A 13,493-nucleotide genomic window follows, 5' to 3' on the forward strand; every position below is an offset into this window, starting at 1 on the left:
ATATTCAGAAATCCGGCGGGCTTAATAATTTTATCTTGTATCCGTAAAATTTTGCAGAGTAGCAGGATTTTCAATTAACCGTTAAATTAAAACACTATAGTAATATGAGTCTTAAAATCGTTGTGCTTGCAAAGCAAGTACCTGATACACGAAATGTAGGCCCGGACGCCATGACGCCGCAGGGTACTATCAATCGTGCCGCATTGCCCGCGGTCTTCAACCCCGAAGACCTGAACGCCCTGGAGCAAGCCCTTCGTTTGAAGGACCAGTTCCCTGGTTCCACCATCTCCGTCTTGACCATGGGTCTCCCGAAGTCCGCTGAAGTCGTCCGCGAAGCTTTGTACCGCGGTGCTGACTGCGGTTACGTCGTGACGGACCGCCCGCTCGGTGGTGCTGACACGCTCGCTACGAGCTACACGCTCGCCCAGGCTGTGAAGAAGATCGGTGACTACGACATTATCCTCGGTGGCCGCCAGGCTATCGACGGCGATACCGCACAGGTCGGTCCGCAGATTGCAGAAAAGCTCGGACTTACTCAGGTCACTTACGCCGAAGAAATCTTGAAGCTCGACGAACAGGCACGCAAGGTCGTGATCCGCCGCCACATCGACGGTGGTGTCGAAACTGTGGAAGCACCGCTCCCGCTGGTCGTGACCGTGAACGGCAGTGCAGCTCCGTGCCGTCCGCGCAATGCAAAGCGCATCATGAAGTTCAAGAATGCGACTGCAGTTGCCGAACGCAAGCCGGAAGATGCAGACAAGTACGCAGCTCTCATCGCTAAAAAGCCCTACCTCGACATCCCGCAGTGGGGTGCAGCCGATATCGACGCCGACCCGGCTCAGATCGGTAAGGCAGGCTCGCCGACGAACGTGAAGGCCGTCAAGAACATCGTGTTCAAGGCCAAGGAAAGCCGCACGCTCTCCGCAAGCGACGCCGACATTGAAGGACTTATCAAGGAACTTTTAGACGGGAAGATTATTGGCTAACCTATGAATAACGTATTTGTATATTGCGAAATTGAGGGAACCACCGTCGTTGACGTTTCCCTTGAACTGCTTTCTAAGGGTCGCAAGTTGGCCAACACTCTCGGCGTTCAGCTCGAGTGCATTTGCGCTGGCAAGGGCCTTGACGGCATTGAAAAACAGGTTTTCCCTTACGGTGTGGACAAGGTTCATGTGTTCGACGCCGAAGGCCTGTTCCCCTACACCACCAACCCGCACGCATCTCTCGTGGTGAACCTCTTCAAGGAAGAACAGCCGCAGATTTGCTTGCTCGGTGCAACGGTTATCGGCCGTGACTTAGGCCCGCGCATCTCCAGCGCCATGCACAGCGGCCTTACCGCTGACTGTACCGAACTCGAAATCGACAGCTTTGAAATGAGCATCGGTGGCGTGAAGAAGTTCTACGAAAACCAGCTCTGCCAGATCCGTCCGGCATTCGGCGGTAACATCGTCGCAACGATTGTGAACCCGGAACACCGCCCGCAGATGGCAACCGTCCGCGAAGGCGTGATGAAGAAGGAAATCGTGGACCCGAACTACAAGGGCGAAGTCGTGAAGCACGACGTGGCCAAGTACGTTCCGGAAACGGAATACGTGGTCAAGGTGCTCGAACGCCATGTGGAAAAGGCCAAGCACAACCTCAAGGGCGCTCCGATCGTGGTCGCCGGTGGTTACGGCATGGGCTCCAAGGAAAACTTCGACATGCTGTTCGAACTTGCCAAGGAACTCCACGCTGAAGTCGGTGCTAGCCGCGCCGCTGTGGACGCAGGTTTCGTCGATCATGACCGTCAGATCGGTCAGACTGGCGTAACGGTCCGCCCGAAGGTCTATATCGCTTTCGGTATTTCCGGCCAAATCCAGCACCTCGCTGGCATGCAGGATTCAGGTATCATCATCTCCGTGAACTCCGACCCCGAAGCTCCGATCAACGCTATCGCTGATTACGTAATCAACGGCACCGTCGAAGAAGTTCTCCCGAAGATGATCAAGTATTACAAGGCAAACAACAAGTAAGCGCTATGGCAAATTTCTACACAGATCACCCCGAGATTAAATTCAACCTCGAAAGCAGCCCCTTGATGCAGCGCATTGTCGAACTCAAGGAAAACGGCTTTGCTGACAAGGACAATTTCGACTATGCGCCGGAAGATTTTGCCGACGCTATGGACAACTACAACCGCGTGCTCGAAGTCGCTGGCGACATCACCGCAAACACGGTCTTCCCGAACTCCGAAGACGTGGATGCCGAAGGTCCGCACTGCGAAAACGGTCGCGTCCGCTACGCATCCAAGACCTACGAAAACCTCGAAGCCACCCGCAAGGCTGGCCTCAACGGTGTCACGATGCCGCGCCGCTTTGGCGGCCTCAACTTCCCGATTACCGCCTACACGGCCATCAACGAAATGATTGCCTCTGCAGACGCCGGTTTCGAGAACATCTGGTCCCTCCAGGACTGCATCGAAACGCTCTATGAATTCGGCGACGAAGACCAGCGTTCCCGTTTCATCCCGCGCATCTGCGCCGGCGAAACGATGTCCATGGACTTGACCGAACCCGATGCAGGTTCTGACTTGCAGCGCGTGATGCTCAAGGCCACCTACAGCGAAGCTGACAAGTGCTGGTACTTGAACGGCGTGAAGCGCTTCATCACGAACGGCGACTCCGACATCCACCTGGTGCTCGCCCGCTCCGAAGAAGGCACGCACGATGGTCGTGGTCTTTCCATGTTCATTTACGACAAGCGTGACGGTGGCGTTGACGTTCGCCGCATCGAAAACAAGCTCGGTATTCACGGAAGCCCGACTTGCGAACTTGTCTACAAGAACGCCAAGGCTGAACTTTGCGGCCGCCGCAAGTTCGGTCTCATCAAGTACGTGATGGCCCTCATGAACGGCGCCCGCCTCGGCATTGCCGCTCAGTCTGTGGGTATCAGCCAGATGGCTTACAACGAAGCTCTCGCCTACGCCAAGGACCGTAAGCAGTTCGGTCAGGCTATCGTGAACTTCCCCGCCGTCTACGAAATGATCTCGAACATCAAGGCTCGCCTCGATGCAGGCCGCGCCCTCTTGTACCAGACAGCTCGTTACGTCGATATCTACAAGTGCCTCGAAGACATCGAACGCACCCGCAAGCTCACCGATGACGAAAAGAAGGAACTCAAGCTTTACCAGAAGCTCGCTTCCGCTTGCACGCCGCTCGCCAAGGGCATGAACTCCGAATACGCAAACCAGAACAGCTACGACTGTATCCAGGTTCACGGCGGTTCGGGCTACATGCTTGAATACGCTTGCCAGCGCCTCTACCGCGACGCTCGTATTACCTCCATTTACGAAGGTACGACGCAGCTCCAGACGGTTGCAGCACTCCCGCACATCACCACCGGCAGCTACGGCCTCATGCTCGAAGAACTCGAAGCCATGGACGTTCGCCCGGAATACGAAAGCCTCAAGGCTCGCGCCAAGGCTATGGACGAAAAGTACAACGAAGCTATTGAATACGTGAAGTCCGTTGAAAACAACGAATTCACCGACCTCTGCAGCCGTCACTTGTACGAACTCGCCGCCAACTGCGTGATGACCCAGTTGCTCCTCCGCGACGCCACCAAGGCACCGGAACTGTTCGACAAGAGCATGAAGGTGTACTTGAACCTCGCCGAAGCTGAAGTCGCAAAGCACTACAACTTTGTGAAGAGCCTCCGCGTGGAATCGCTCGAAAGCTACAAGCAGGCTTAGTTAGTAGGACAAATGCATAAGGCGAAAGAAGCAGGGTTGCTTGCAAGCCTATTTCTGAGCCAAGCATTTGGTTCTTGAGCAAAGCGAAAGAACAACTAGACGGTAGGCAGTGATTAGTTTATAATCGCGGCTACGCCGACTGCTGAAAAGCGAAAAGAAATTGCCCCGACTCTAACGAGTCGGGGCTTTCTTTATTGATTCTGAGCAAATATGATTTGAATTATTTAAAGAAATTTAAAGAAATCTACAGTGAATACACAATCAAATTTTCACATACCATCTTTAAAAGTAAGCACACCATTTTTATTTATCAACTCATACAGAGAATCAAAATATTTTTCTGCACATTCTTCATGATCAACAACGGCAACAGTTTTTCCCTCTTCAACAAATGAATTGATATATGAAGCAACGGCGTGTATTTCAGTTTTACTAAGGCCCTTAAAAGGTTCATCAATCCCATACACATCTACAGAAATCTTATGTATTTGAGCAAGTTTTATTCTGACGTTTTCTCCCCCCGAAAGACTAGAAGTATTTTGTCCTAAAGTTAAATGTCCCAACAACAGCTTTTGAGCATTCTTCAAAGGAATTTCAATTTTGGCATTATTCGCAAAGAAATCAGCAGCTTCATCTATAGTCATTTGCCATAAATCAAAAATATTTTTTCCATTAATAAAATATTTTTTTAGTTCCGTATTAAAACCAGTCCCCATACATTTAGCACAGACAAATGAGACCTCCTCATTTCGATTTTGATTGTAAATTATCACCCCCGATCCAGAGCATTCTGGGCAGGCGCCTTCGGAGCCAACCAAATTTGAAAAAAAAGTCTTTTTCTTTGAATATTTTTTTGCAAACAAACCTATAATTTCGCCAAAAACATCCAAAACTGTTGCAACAAAAGAATGTGAATTTCCCACTAAAGATTTTTGACTTACATAAACATATTTATCAAAAATTCTTGGGAAATACTCTCGAAGTAAAATTGACTTTCCAATCCCAGAGGCTCCCATAATCAAATTACTTCTGCCATAAGCCAAATTCACGTCCACACCTTTAAATTGATAAATAGGATGATCTATACGATAATCACAAACATCAACAACAGGACGTTTAATCCAGGCAACATTCACATTCTGGCTTTTTAAGTATTTTTTATAATCAACAAGTTTGCCACCAAGTTTTCCACCACCTTCGCCAAGAGCAATTACATTAGATGCAGCCTTAATGAAGTTTTCATGATGATCAATAACTAAAATCGTATGATTTTTTTTTAAATTCAGAATATTTTTTTCAACAACATCCTTTTCTGTTTTGGACAAACCAGCAAGAGGCTCATCCAAAACAACAAGTGTATTTTTTATCTGAGAATTAAAAATTTGCACTAATCTCAAACGTTGCAGCTCTCCTCCTGACAACGAAGGAATTGATCTATTCAAATTTAAATATGCCAAATTCAATTCTATAGATTTCTTAAGAAAAGCAATAATTTTTTTGACAGAAAACATCATTGAAGGGAAACGCAAACCAACCTCAGACGCCCACTCAACGACATTTTCAAAGGACTTATTTAGAACTTCTCCTATAGACAATCCACAGACAGTCAATTCTCTATATTTTTTAGCATATTTTTCACCATTACATTCTTCACAAGTAAAATCAGAATAATAATTTTCACTAATTGATGACGTTCGCAACATTGGAACACCAGTCATCACGCCAAAATAACGACAAGTTCTCCTAGCAAAACGTCCAAGGGTTTTATAGCGAACAGAATATTTCTTTAAACCTTCACCATATAGCAATTTCTTTTGCAATTCAAAAGGCAACTTTCCAAACTCACAATCACAATCAATATGTTTTTCTTCGCAAAAAAAGTTTAGCATGCCGGAAAAAAAATCTTTATGCGTATTCCAGGGTTTAAACGGGACATCCTTAATTTTTTTCTTAACATCAACAATTTTTGTTTGATCTAAACGTTTTACAAATCCAAGTCCTTTACAAACAGGACATACATTTTCTTTTTTATTCAAAACAAAAAAACCATACTCTTTTTTCAAAACAAAAGAGAAAATATTAATAACATATGGCACAATATTAAAGTATGTGCCTATTGTTGACCGAACGTTGTTATTATTATTTATTTGCTTAACAGGAACTGTAACAAGAATATTATGATATTCACCAACGCAATACTTTGGTTCACCACCAAAGTCAGAATACATAGAATTCAATTCCTGTAAACCAATTTCTGCGATAGTATCATACGCAAGCGAGGACTTTCCGCTGCCAGAAGGTCCAACAATAATATTAATAGCATTCTTCTTTATATGAACGCTAATTCCTTTAAGATTATTTGTAGAAATCTCTTTTACTACAATATCTTCCTGCATGAACAATCCTCTCCCGTAACTACTCTATGCAAATCACCAATAAAGAATTCTAAAGTTTTTTTTGCATGCACACAGAATCGTTCATCTAAAGAATGAATCGTATTGCCCTCATGTTCCCCCATAGCATTAATCGGGCAACCACCACCGCAAATACCAAGAGCTTCACAATCCTGGCATTCATCTTTCTCAATGGGGGAAAGATGATTCCATTCTTGCCACACAGGGTTTTCACGAGGATTAAAATCAAGATCATCTACACAAGAATTAAAATAATTCCTATCTGATAAACAGCCATGACAAATACCGACTGCACCATCTGCAGCTATCACAATTTGCCCAGCAGATGTTGCAGCACAATCAGAAAAATAAACTTGAGCCTTCGCAAATGACTTCAATTTGCGCATAATTCGATCTTCATAAACGCCAATTTCACGCAATTGTTTAAACACATCAATAATAAATTGAGCAGCTTTATCATTGTAATCAGCAGGCAACGGATAACGATGGTCGCCCATCATAATGTTAAAGCCAAGCCCTTTCACATTGTATTTTTTTATCAAATCAATAACATCAGACTGACGCTTTATTGTTTCTTCAGTTAATGTAATAGACAATGACACAGGGACATTAAGTTCTTTTGCAATATCAAGAGTCTTTACAATCTTAGGGAAAACAATATTGCCATTTAAATCAACACGCATTGCATTAGACGCTTCATCGCAACCATCAATTGATATTGCGATTGAGACATTCAATTCACGAAGTTGCAGAAGTCGTTTTTCAGACAACAGAAGACCATTCGACACCATTGAAAATTCAATATTTTCAAGAACCTTATGTTCAGATTTTAGTGAATTAAATTTTTCAACCACATACACCAACGTTTCAAAATTCATCAAAGGTTCGCCACCATAAAAAATCACAACCGGCTTTCGATTTGCGTTATATTCAACAGATTCCAGCTGTTTTAGGAAGAAATACACACCCTTTTCAGCGATTTCCTTTGACATTAGTTCTTTTGCAAAATTTTTTCTTCTTTCTTTATCGTTGTTTCCCAAAAAACAATATTTGCACGCTAAATTACATTGTTCCGACAAAATGAAATAGCAAACGCTAATTTCAGGCTCCGAGAGTTTGCTTTTTACAAAAGACAACATTTTTTCATCTTTTTCGGGGCTATCTATCAGAATCTTATATTTTAGGAGTTCTTGAACCTCTTGTTCAACTTCAAAAGGCACAACAACAGGTTGTCTGTCTGAAACTTCTCCTAGAAATGTTTCCACCTGTTTAAATTTGTCTCTAGTCAAAAAAACAGGTTTCATTCTCAACGAATTATAAAGAGCCACATCGCTCCCTACAAAGAACTTGTGTGTATAGCGGGAAAAAAGCACTTAAATCTCCTAAAAAAAATCGTTGTGAGGAAACAAATTCTTCACAACGCGATGGCCATATTTTGCCCTTAAATATTAGACACTGCCCCAATCAACATCATCTGAGTCATCAGAGTCTATACGACAGGAACATGCACAAGTGCAAGAATTGCATGAAACACACGCACAACGAGCCATAGATTGTTCATCATCACGTTCCGCGATATTACCAAACATTTTAGCATACTGATATACTGTAACGCTCATTATACAGCCTCCCATTCTACATCTGAAGTACATCCGCCAGAGCAGGAGCAACGACAGCTGCACATACAGCCCGTACACTGACCTATGCAAGAACCCATAGCATTCTCTGCTGACGGCAGAACACCAAACATTTTTTCATAATCTAAAGTTGAATAGTTTACCATAATTAACTCCTATAGCTCCCTAAATATACACTTTTTTGAATCAAAACGTTTGATCGCCTGCATTTTAAGCCATTTTTTCAGCCGACTATATAATACCTTGAATTTCAAGCGAAAACAAATATGCTACATCCCTATCAAACAAGCCGGACATTGCTTATGCGGCGTCTGAGCCCCGCAGTGGGGGTGCGTGGATGGTTCGACAGGCTCACCAACCTTTTCCGCGATTCTCGGCCTGTCGAAACAGGAGCCAGGGGGATTCCTCCCCCCTTCTTGTACATTAAAGAATCTTACCCTACAATAACTAAGATTTTGCATATTGTAGGGCAATGAGCGTCGTGAACGGAATATTGAAAGAAGAACTCGATCGGCTGGAAAGGCTTCAGGCGAAGTATTCTGCCATGCTCGAAGCTCTCCCCAAAGGGTCTCTGCGGAAAAAGAAAATCGGACAGAAGGTTTACTTCTACCTGGTTTCAAGAAAAAGCGACCAGGTAGTAACGGAATACCTATGTCAAGGCGACAGCCCCGAAGCAAAGTCGTTCGAGGAGCAAGATGCCAAGAGAAGGGATATCAAATCCAAGTTCAAAAGCGTAAAAGAGGACATTGCCGAAATAAGGAAGGCTATTGGAAAGTTCGCAAGAGCATCGACTTTACAAGCAAAACGACATTCTCGGACCCATTTGTAAAGAAAGAGAGCTATTCCAGTTTGGAATGGGGTTGGCAAATAGCACATAAATAATGTATATTCCTATTTAGAAACATGGAGCGACCTATGGAAACCGTCCTAAACCCGACTCAATTGCATCTTCTGAAGATGTTTTCCTTTGCCAAGGATTCTAAATCCTTGGAAGAGATTCGTGTTGCCCTGACGGATGTTTTCGCCAAGCGTGTCGAGAACGGCATGGATGCTCTGTGGGAGTCCGGCGAGTGGGACAACGAAAAAAATGAAGCCGTCCTGAACGAACACCTTCGGACGCCTTACAAGAACATATGAGAATTGTTCTTGATACAAATTGCCTTTTAGCATCCCTTTCTAAGAGGGGTGCTTATTTCAATGTCTGGCGCGGCTTACAGGAAGGCAAATACACCCTTTGCGTTTCAAATGAGATTCTTGACGAATATGAAGAGATTATTGGACAAAAGACAAATTCAATAATCGCCTTGAACGTCATCCAAACCCTATTGAACGCGCCTTCCGTAGAACTTATCGACACATTCTTCAGGTTTGACCTTATAAAGGATGATCCAGATGACAACAAGTTTGTCGACTGCGCCATTGCCGGGAATGCAACCTTCATCGTATCGAATGATTCACATTTCAGCGTTCTTCGAGAAATAGATTTTCCAAAACTAATCCTGAAGAGTTTGCAAGAATTTTCCGTCATGCTGCAATAGCTTCAAGCCCACAAAAAACGTCTCCCCTGGGACACTTCAACGAGAGATGCGGGGAATCCTGTTGCAACAAATATACATCTAATTATCATAACTCGCAAGAGGATTGAGTTTCCAAGCAAAAAGAGCCGGGCGTTACAGAAACCCCTGCGGCTCGGCCATTGCCATGCGAGCATGGCTGCGGCACTCGCCTTGCATGGTTTTGCGAGTGCGGCGCCTGAGCACCCGCAGTGAGCCTAAAGCGGCTCATCTTAATGAGCCGTGTCGGCGAGAGTGAGGCGCAAGCCGAACGGTCTTATAAGGCCGCCAACTGCGTGATGAGCCAGCGGCTTCTCCGCGATGCCACCAAGTCGCCTGAACTGTTCGACAAGAGCATGAAGGTGTACCTGAACCTCGCCGAAGCCGAAGTCGCCAAGCACTACAACTTCGTGAAGAGCCTCAGCGTGGAATCAATGGAGAGCTATAAGCAGACTTAATTAGTAGGTGACAGGCTTTAGGTTATAGGTCTTAGGCTTATAATCGCGGCTACGCCGCCTACTGACGATGTCATTCCCGCCCCGTAACAAGTACGGGGTAAACTCCAGCGGGAATCTCCTTTTACAAAAGAACCTCGGTGATAAACCGAGGTTTTTTCTTTAATTCATACATCACCGCGTGAATAAACACCGTTCAAGCCGCGGGCGGCCTGTTCAGATACAAGCACCTTGTAGTTCATTAGATGAACCGCTTACTTAAATCGGAGAAAACATCTTCCATCGGTTTTCCACGGCCTTCTATAGCATCGGCATAACCGCGTTCCATTTTTTCTTCAAACACTTCATCCGATTCAATTAACGGAGCCATGTCAGTCTGCTCCTGTTGATACAGCAAAAATTCGATATATCTCGAAACTTCTTCCAAAGAACTTTCTGGAAGAGACTTGATCTGATCAATTACAGTTTCATAAGACATAATAGCCTCCGCCATTAAATGTACACTAATTCAGCGAGAGAGACAAGCCGGGCGTTGCGGGTGCGGCGACTGAGCACCCGCAGTGAGGGTAGCGTAAGACCCGGCCGGGGCGGGGCTGAAGCGAGGGGGATTCCTCCCCCTTCAAAAAAATTTCATCCCTCGCGCTATCACCCGAAAAATTGTATAGCTTTATAAATAGATGGAGAAATTTTATGGGAGCGAACAACGATTTTCAGAAGATTGATCTGAATGATTACATCCAGACGGGCGAAGGCGGGACTGCGCTCGCGTACACGCATAAGAATGGCAAATCGCTTGCAAAGTTGTACAATCCGGATTTTGACGCAAACACAATAAAAAATGAATTTTGGGCATCGCGGACGGCTTTCGAGTTGGGCATTTCTACACCGGAACCGTTTCGTTTGATTACAGACGGCAAGCGTTTTGGCGGTGAGTACGAGCTCATTGAAGGCAAGCGTTCTTTTTCGCGAATCATTTCGCAGGAGTCCGAACGGCTAGAAGAGATTTCCTTGGAATTTGCACGCATGGCACGAGAGCTCCACGCAACAAAAGCAGATACTTCGCGGCTCAAGTCTTACAAGCAGATGATTACGCAGTTCTATTCCGAAAAGGATTTCGTACCGAAAGACTACAGAAATCGCATTCTGAAATTTTTGGATAAAGTTCCAGATACTGAGACTTGCCTCCATGGCGATTTGCAGATTGGTAATGCCATCACCGACGGAAAGAGGACTTTCTGGATTGACTTGGGTGGTTTCGGATACGGAGCTCCGGAATGGGACCTTGCACTTATGTGGAACTTGGCGCACATGCCAGATGCGGATAAACTAGACTTTCTATTTCATCTGCCGTCAGAAACGATGAAGACCCACTGGAACATTTTCTTTTCGGCCTATCTCGGGACTAACGACAAACAGAAAATCGAAGAAGCGACCCGCCGGCTTCCGCTATTTGCTGCAGCGAAAATTCCGTACATGTTTGGAATTGCGTTCCATAAAAATGTGCCCGAGGAATTTTTCGCTCTTCTCACTCAGATGTTAGACCAGTCAGACACAGGTAAGGAGTAACCATGAAACTCGAATTCGGTTTACAGACTCGCGAAGAACTTGACGATGCAGCAGCAATCATCGCCCGCGCTTACCAGGATTACGACTACGTCACGCTTTATTTTCCGAATGCGGAAGAACGCCGCAAGGGCTTGCACGTCTTTATGAACAGTTTGATAAAGACAAACTTCGGCAAAGCAGATCTCTTGGTCGCACATCGCGATGGCAAGTTAGTTGCTCGTGCAACATTGGAACCGCCCGATTTCAAGCAGCCTTCGGTGTTCCAATTTTTGGCGCACGGTTTTTGGCGAGTGTATCTCACGACAAAATGGAGCCACATAAACGGCTTTTTAGCTATGGACGAAGGCGCTAGCAAGCCCTGCCACGATTACCAAAAATCCGGTCCGGGCTTTTGGTATTTGAGCATGCTAGAGGTGGACCCGTCAGCACAGGGGCAGGGCGTCGGTTCGAAATTTTTAACTTATATGGAAGAACATGTACGAGAACGCGGCGGAACGCAATTACTGCTGTTTACAAATTCAAAGGAGAATCTTGCCTTTTACAGCAAGCGAGGTTATGAAGTTTTCCACGAATGTGAAATCGAGCACAACGGCCGAAAAATCGGCAGTTGGAGCATGAAGAAGGCGCTATAGTCACATCCGCTTTTGCATAAACAATGCCGGCCGTCCGAGTCGGTGCTTTCTTTGTTTAAGTTCTACATTCCCTTTTTTGTATTTTGAAAACAGCGTCTTATCATTTTATTACATTTCCTTCCGTTTAACAGAAGGAAAAATTTTCAAGGAATTTTTATGAACATTGCTATTGTCGGTACCGGTTACGTTGGTCTTGTTAGCGGCACTTGCTTTGCCGAAATGGGCGTCAATGTGACATGCGTCGATGTGAACCAGGCCAAGATTGAATCTCTCCAGAAGGGTGAAATTCCTATATACGAACCGGGTCTCGACGAAATGGTACTCAGGAACCAGCGCGAAGGCCGCCTCAACTTCACGACCGACCTCGCCAGCGTTCTCAACAATGTCGAAATGGTATTCAGCGCCGTGGGTACGCCTCCGGACGAAGACGGCTCCGCCGATTTGCAGTATGTGCTCGCTGTGGCACGCACGTTCGGCCAGAACATCAAGAAGTACACCGTTCTCGTGACCAAGTCTACCGTTCCGGTCGGCACAGCCAAGAAGGTCAAGGCAGCCATCCAGGAAGAACTCGACAAGCGTGGCGTGAACGTCCCGTTCGACGTTGCAAGCAACCCAGAATTCTTGAAGGAAGGCTCCGCCATCACGGACTTCATGAAGCCGGACCGCGTTGTCGTGGGTGTCGAAAGCGAACAGGCCAAGGAACTCATGACCCGCCTCTACCGCCCGATGATGCTCAACAACTTCCGCGTGATTTTCACGGATATCCCGAGTGCCGAAATGATCAAGTACGCCGCAAACTCCATGCTTGCAACCCGCATCAGCTTCATGAACGACATCGCAAACTTGTGCGAACTCGTAGGCGCCGACGTGAACATGGTCCGCAAAGGCATCGGTAGCGACACGCGTATCGGCTCAAAGTTCCTCTACCCGGGCTGCGGCTACGGTGGAAGCTGCTTCCCGAAGGACGTGAAGGCTCTCATCAAGACCGCCGAAAAGAATGGCTACAAGATGGGCGTTCTCAAGGCCGTTGAAGAAGTCAACGAATACCAGAAAACCGTACTCTTCCACAAGCTCGCCAAGCGCTTCGGCGGTGAAGCCAACCTCAAAGGCAAGACCATTGCCATGTGGGGCCTCGCCTTTAAGCCCGAAACCGACGACATGCGCGAAGCGACCGCACTCGTGCTCATCGACCTCTTGACCAAGGCCGGTGCAACAATCCGCGTGTATGACCCGGTCGCCATGAACGAATGCAAGCGCCGCATGGCAGCACGCCCCGACGCAGCAACAATCGCAAGCCAAATCGTTTACTGCAACGACATGTACGAAGCGCTCCTCGACGCAGACGCCCTCCTCCTCGTGACTGAATGGAAGCAGTTCCGCATGCCGAGTTTCGGCGTGATGAAGAAGTCCATGAAGAACGCCCTCATCATCGACGGCCGCAACATCTACGACGCGAAGGAACTCGCCGACGCCGGCTTTGAATACAGCGCCATCGGTTGCTAA

15 protein-coding genes are annotated in these 13,493 nt (G+C 46.4%); 10 read left to right on the plus strand and 5 right to left on the minus strand.

The window, feature by feature from the left end; translation table 11 throughout:
* The first annotated feature begins 104 nt into the window (after positions 1–104).
* The 3 genes from FSU_RS06630 to FSU_RS06640 are packed head-to-tail and all read left to right on the plus strand — an operon-like array spanning position 105 to position 3,733.
* On the plus strand, positions 105–986 hold the full coding sequence (locus FSU_RS06630; RefSeq protein ID WP_014545688.1) for an electron transfer flavoprotein subunit beta/FixA family protein: 882 nt from the start codon (positions 105–107) through the stop codon (positions 984–986).
* A 3-nt stretch (positions 987–989) separates the two neighbouring features.
* Complete coding sequence (locus FSU_RS06635) at positions 990–2,015, plus strand: electron transfer flavoprotein subunit alpha/FixB family protein (RefSeq protein WP_014545689.1); 1,026 nt, start codon at positions 990–992, stop codon at positions 2,013–2,015.
* Positions 2,016–2,020: 5 nt separating this feature from the next.
* Positions 2,021–3,733 carry an acyl-CoA dehydrogenase family protein gene (locus tag FSU_RS06640; protein WP_014545690.1) on the plus strand — a complete coding sequence of 571 codons (1,713 nt, stop codon included), beginning with the start codon at positions 2,021–2,023 and terminating at the stop codon, positions 3,731–3,733.
* A 269-nt stretch (positions 3,734–4,002) separates the two neighbouring features.
* Here the strand turns inward: FSU_RS06640 and FSU_RS06645 are convergent, their stop codons facing one another.
* The 4 genes from FSU_RS06645 to FSU_RS16750 all read right to left on the minus strand — a co-directional run bounded on the left by FSU_RS06645 (position 4,003) and on the right by FSU_RS16750 (position 7,930).
* The gene (locus tag FSU_RS06645; RefSeq protein ID WP_014545691.1) at positions 4,003–6,129 is read right to left on the minus strand and encodes an excinuclease ABC subunit UvrA; all 2,127 of its coding nucleotides are present in this window, start codon (positions 6,127–6,129) and stop codon (positions 4,003–4,005) included.
* A complete protein-coding gene (locus FSU_RS06650) occupies positions 6,111–7,520 on the minus strand; it encodes a FibroRumin system radical SAM peptide maturase (protein WP_014545692.1) in 1,410 nt (469 codons plus the stop codon). The genes FSU_RS06645 and FSU_RS06650 overlap by 19 nt, the downstream gene beginning before the upstream one ends.
* 75 nt (positions 7,521–7,595) lie before the next feature.
* A complete protein-coding gene (locus FSU_RS16745; protein ID WP_420805939.1) occupies positions 7,596–7,799 on the minus strand; it encodes a FibroRumin family radical SAM-modified Cys-rich RiPP in 204 nt (67 codons plus the stop codon).
* Positions 7,766–7,930: a FibroRumin family radical SAM-modified Cys-rich RiPP gene (locus FSU_RS16750; RefSeq protein ID WP_081440898.1), complete on the minus strand. Its 165-nt coding sequence runs from the start codon at positions 7,928–7,930 to the stop codon at positions 7,766–7,768. Before FSU_RS16750 ends, FSU_RS16745 begins: the two co-directional genes overlap by 34 nt.
* A gap of 326 nt (positions 7,931–8,256) precedes the next feature.
* Between FSU_RS16750 and FSU_RS06655 the strand changes: the two genes are divergently transcribed.
* From FSU_RS06655 to FSU_RS06670, 4 genes are all read left to right on the plus strand, one after another.
* Positions 8,257–8,613 carry a DUF6788 family protein gene (locus FSU_RS06655; RefSeq protein WP_014545693.1) on the plus strand — a complete coding sequence of 119 codons (357 nt, stop codon included), beginning with the start codon at positions 8,257–8,259 and terminating at the stop codon, positions 8,611–8,613.
* Between the two features lie 86 nt (positions 8,614–8,699).
* The gene (locus tag FSU_RS06660) at positions 8,700–8,921 is read left to right on the plus strand and encodes a hypothetical protein (protein ID WP_015731874.1); all 222 of its coding nucleotides are present in this window, start codon (positions 8,700–8,702) and stop codon (positions 8,919–8,921) included.
* Complete coding sequence (locus FSU_RS06665) at positions 8,918–9,322, plus strand: putative toxin-antitoxin system toxin component, PIN family (protein ID WP_014545695.1); 405 nt, start codon at positions 8,918–8,920, stop codon at positions 9,320–9,322. Before FSU_RS06660 ends, FSU_RS06665 begins: the two co-directional genes overlap by 4 nt.
* Before the next feature lie 251 nt (positions 9,323–9,573).
* Positions 9,574–9,795: an Acyl-CoA dehydrogenase C-terminal domain-containing protein gene (locus FSU_RS06670; protein ID WP_041260067.1), complete on the plus strand. Its 222-nt coding sequence runs from the start codon at positions 9,574–9,576 to the stop codon at positions 9,793–9,795.
* Between the two features lie 238 nt (positions 9,796–10,033).
* Here the strand turns inward: FSU_RS06670 and FSU_RS06675 are convergent, their stop codons facing one another.
* Positions 10,034–10,270: a DUF2281 domain-containing protein gene (locus FSU_RS06675; RefSeq protein ID WP_015731875.1), complete on the minus strand. Its 237-nt coding sequence runs from the start codon at positions 10,268–10,270 to the stop codon at positions 10,034–10,036.
* 212 nt (positions 10,271–10,482) lie between these two features.
* On the opposite strand from FSU_RS06675, the gene FSU_RS06680 reads away from it, so the two are divergent.
* From FSU_RS06680 to FSU_RS06690, 3 genes are all read left to right on the plus strand, one after another.
* On the plus strand, positions 10,483–11,358 hold the full coding sequence (locus tag FSU_RS06680) for a TIGR02172 family protein (RefSeq protein WP_015731876.1): 876 nt from the start codon (positions 10,483–10,485) through the stop codon (positions 11,356–11,358).
* A 2-nt stretch (positions 11,359–11,360) separates the two neighbouring features.
* Positions 11,361–11,990, plus strand: a complete 630-nt coding sequence (locus FSU_RS06685; RefSeq protein ID WP_014545699.1) for a GNAT family N-acetyltransferase — start codon at positions 11,361–11,363, stop codon at positions 11,988–11,990.
* Between the two features lie 156 nt (positions 11,991–12,146).
* The gene (locus FSU_RS06690; RefSeq protein ID WP_014545700.1) at positions 12,147–13,493 is read left to right on the plus strand and encodes a UDP-glucose dehydrogenase family protein; all 1,347 of its coding nucleotides are present in this window, start codon (positions 12,147–12,149) and stop codon (positions 13,491–13,493) included.

Origin of the sequence: Fibrobacter succinogenes subsp. succinogenes S85, from assembly GCF_000146505.1 — a bacterium.
Classification (GTDB): Bacteria; Fibrobacterota; Fibrobacteria; order Fibrobacterales; family Fibrobacteraceae; genus Fibrobacter; species Fibrobacter succinogenes.

Coding starts and splice junctions, on each gene's coding strand:
- FSU_RS06655 (WP_014545693.1), top strand. CDS start 8,257: ATGAGCGTCGTGAACGGAATATTGAAAGAAGAACTCGATCGGCTGGAA.
- FSU_RS06645 (WP_014545691.1), bottom strand. CDS start 6,129: ATGCAGGAAGATATTGTAGTAAAAGAGATTTCTACAAATAATCTTAAA.
- FSU_RS06665 (WP_014545695.1), top strand. CDS start 8,918: ATGAGAATTGTTCTTGATACAAATTGCCTTTTAGCATCCCTTTCTAAG.
- FSU_RS06685 (WP_014545699.1), top strand. CDS start 11,361: ATGAAACTCGAATTCGGTTTACAGACTCGCGAAGAACTTGACGATGCA.
- FSU_RS16750 (WP_081440898.1), bottom strand. CDS start 7,930: ATGGTAAACTATTCAACTTTAGATTATGAAAAAATGTTTGGTGTTCTG.
- FSU_RS06640 (WP_014545690.1), top strand. CDS start 2,021: ATGGCAAATTTCTACACAGATCACCCCGAGATTAAATTCAACCTCGAA.
- FSU_RS06690 (WP_014545700.1), top strand. CDS start 12,147: ATGAACATTGCTATTGTCGGTACCGGTTACGTTGGTCTTGTTAGCGGC.
- FSU_RS16745 (WP_420805939.1), bottom strand. CDS start 7,799: ATGTACTTCAGATGTAGAATGGGAGGCTGTATAATGAGCGTTACAGTA.
- FSU_RS06635 (WP_014545689.1), top strand. CDS start 990: ATGAATAACGTATTTGTATATTGCGAAATTGAGGGAACCACCGTCGTT.
- FSU_RS06630 (WP_014545688.1), top strand. CDS start 105: ATGAGTCTTAAAATCGTTGTGCTTGCAAAGCAAGTACCTGATACACGA.
- FSU_RS06670 (WP_041260067.1), top strand. CDS start 9,574: ATGAGCCGTGTCGGCGAGAGTGAGGCGCAAGCCGAACGGTCTTATAAG.
- FSU_RS06660 (WP_015731874.1), top strand. CDS start 8,700: ATGGAAACCGTCCTAAACCCGACTCAATTGCATCTTCTGAAGATGTTT.
- FSU_RS06675 (WP_015731875.1), bottom strand. CDS start 10,270: ATGTCTTATGAAACTGTAATTGATCAGATCAAGTCTCTTCCAGAAAGT.
- FSU_RS06680 (WP_015731876.1), top strand. CDS start 10,483: ATGGGAGCGAACAACGATTTTCAGAAGATTGATCTGAATGATTACATC.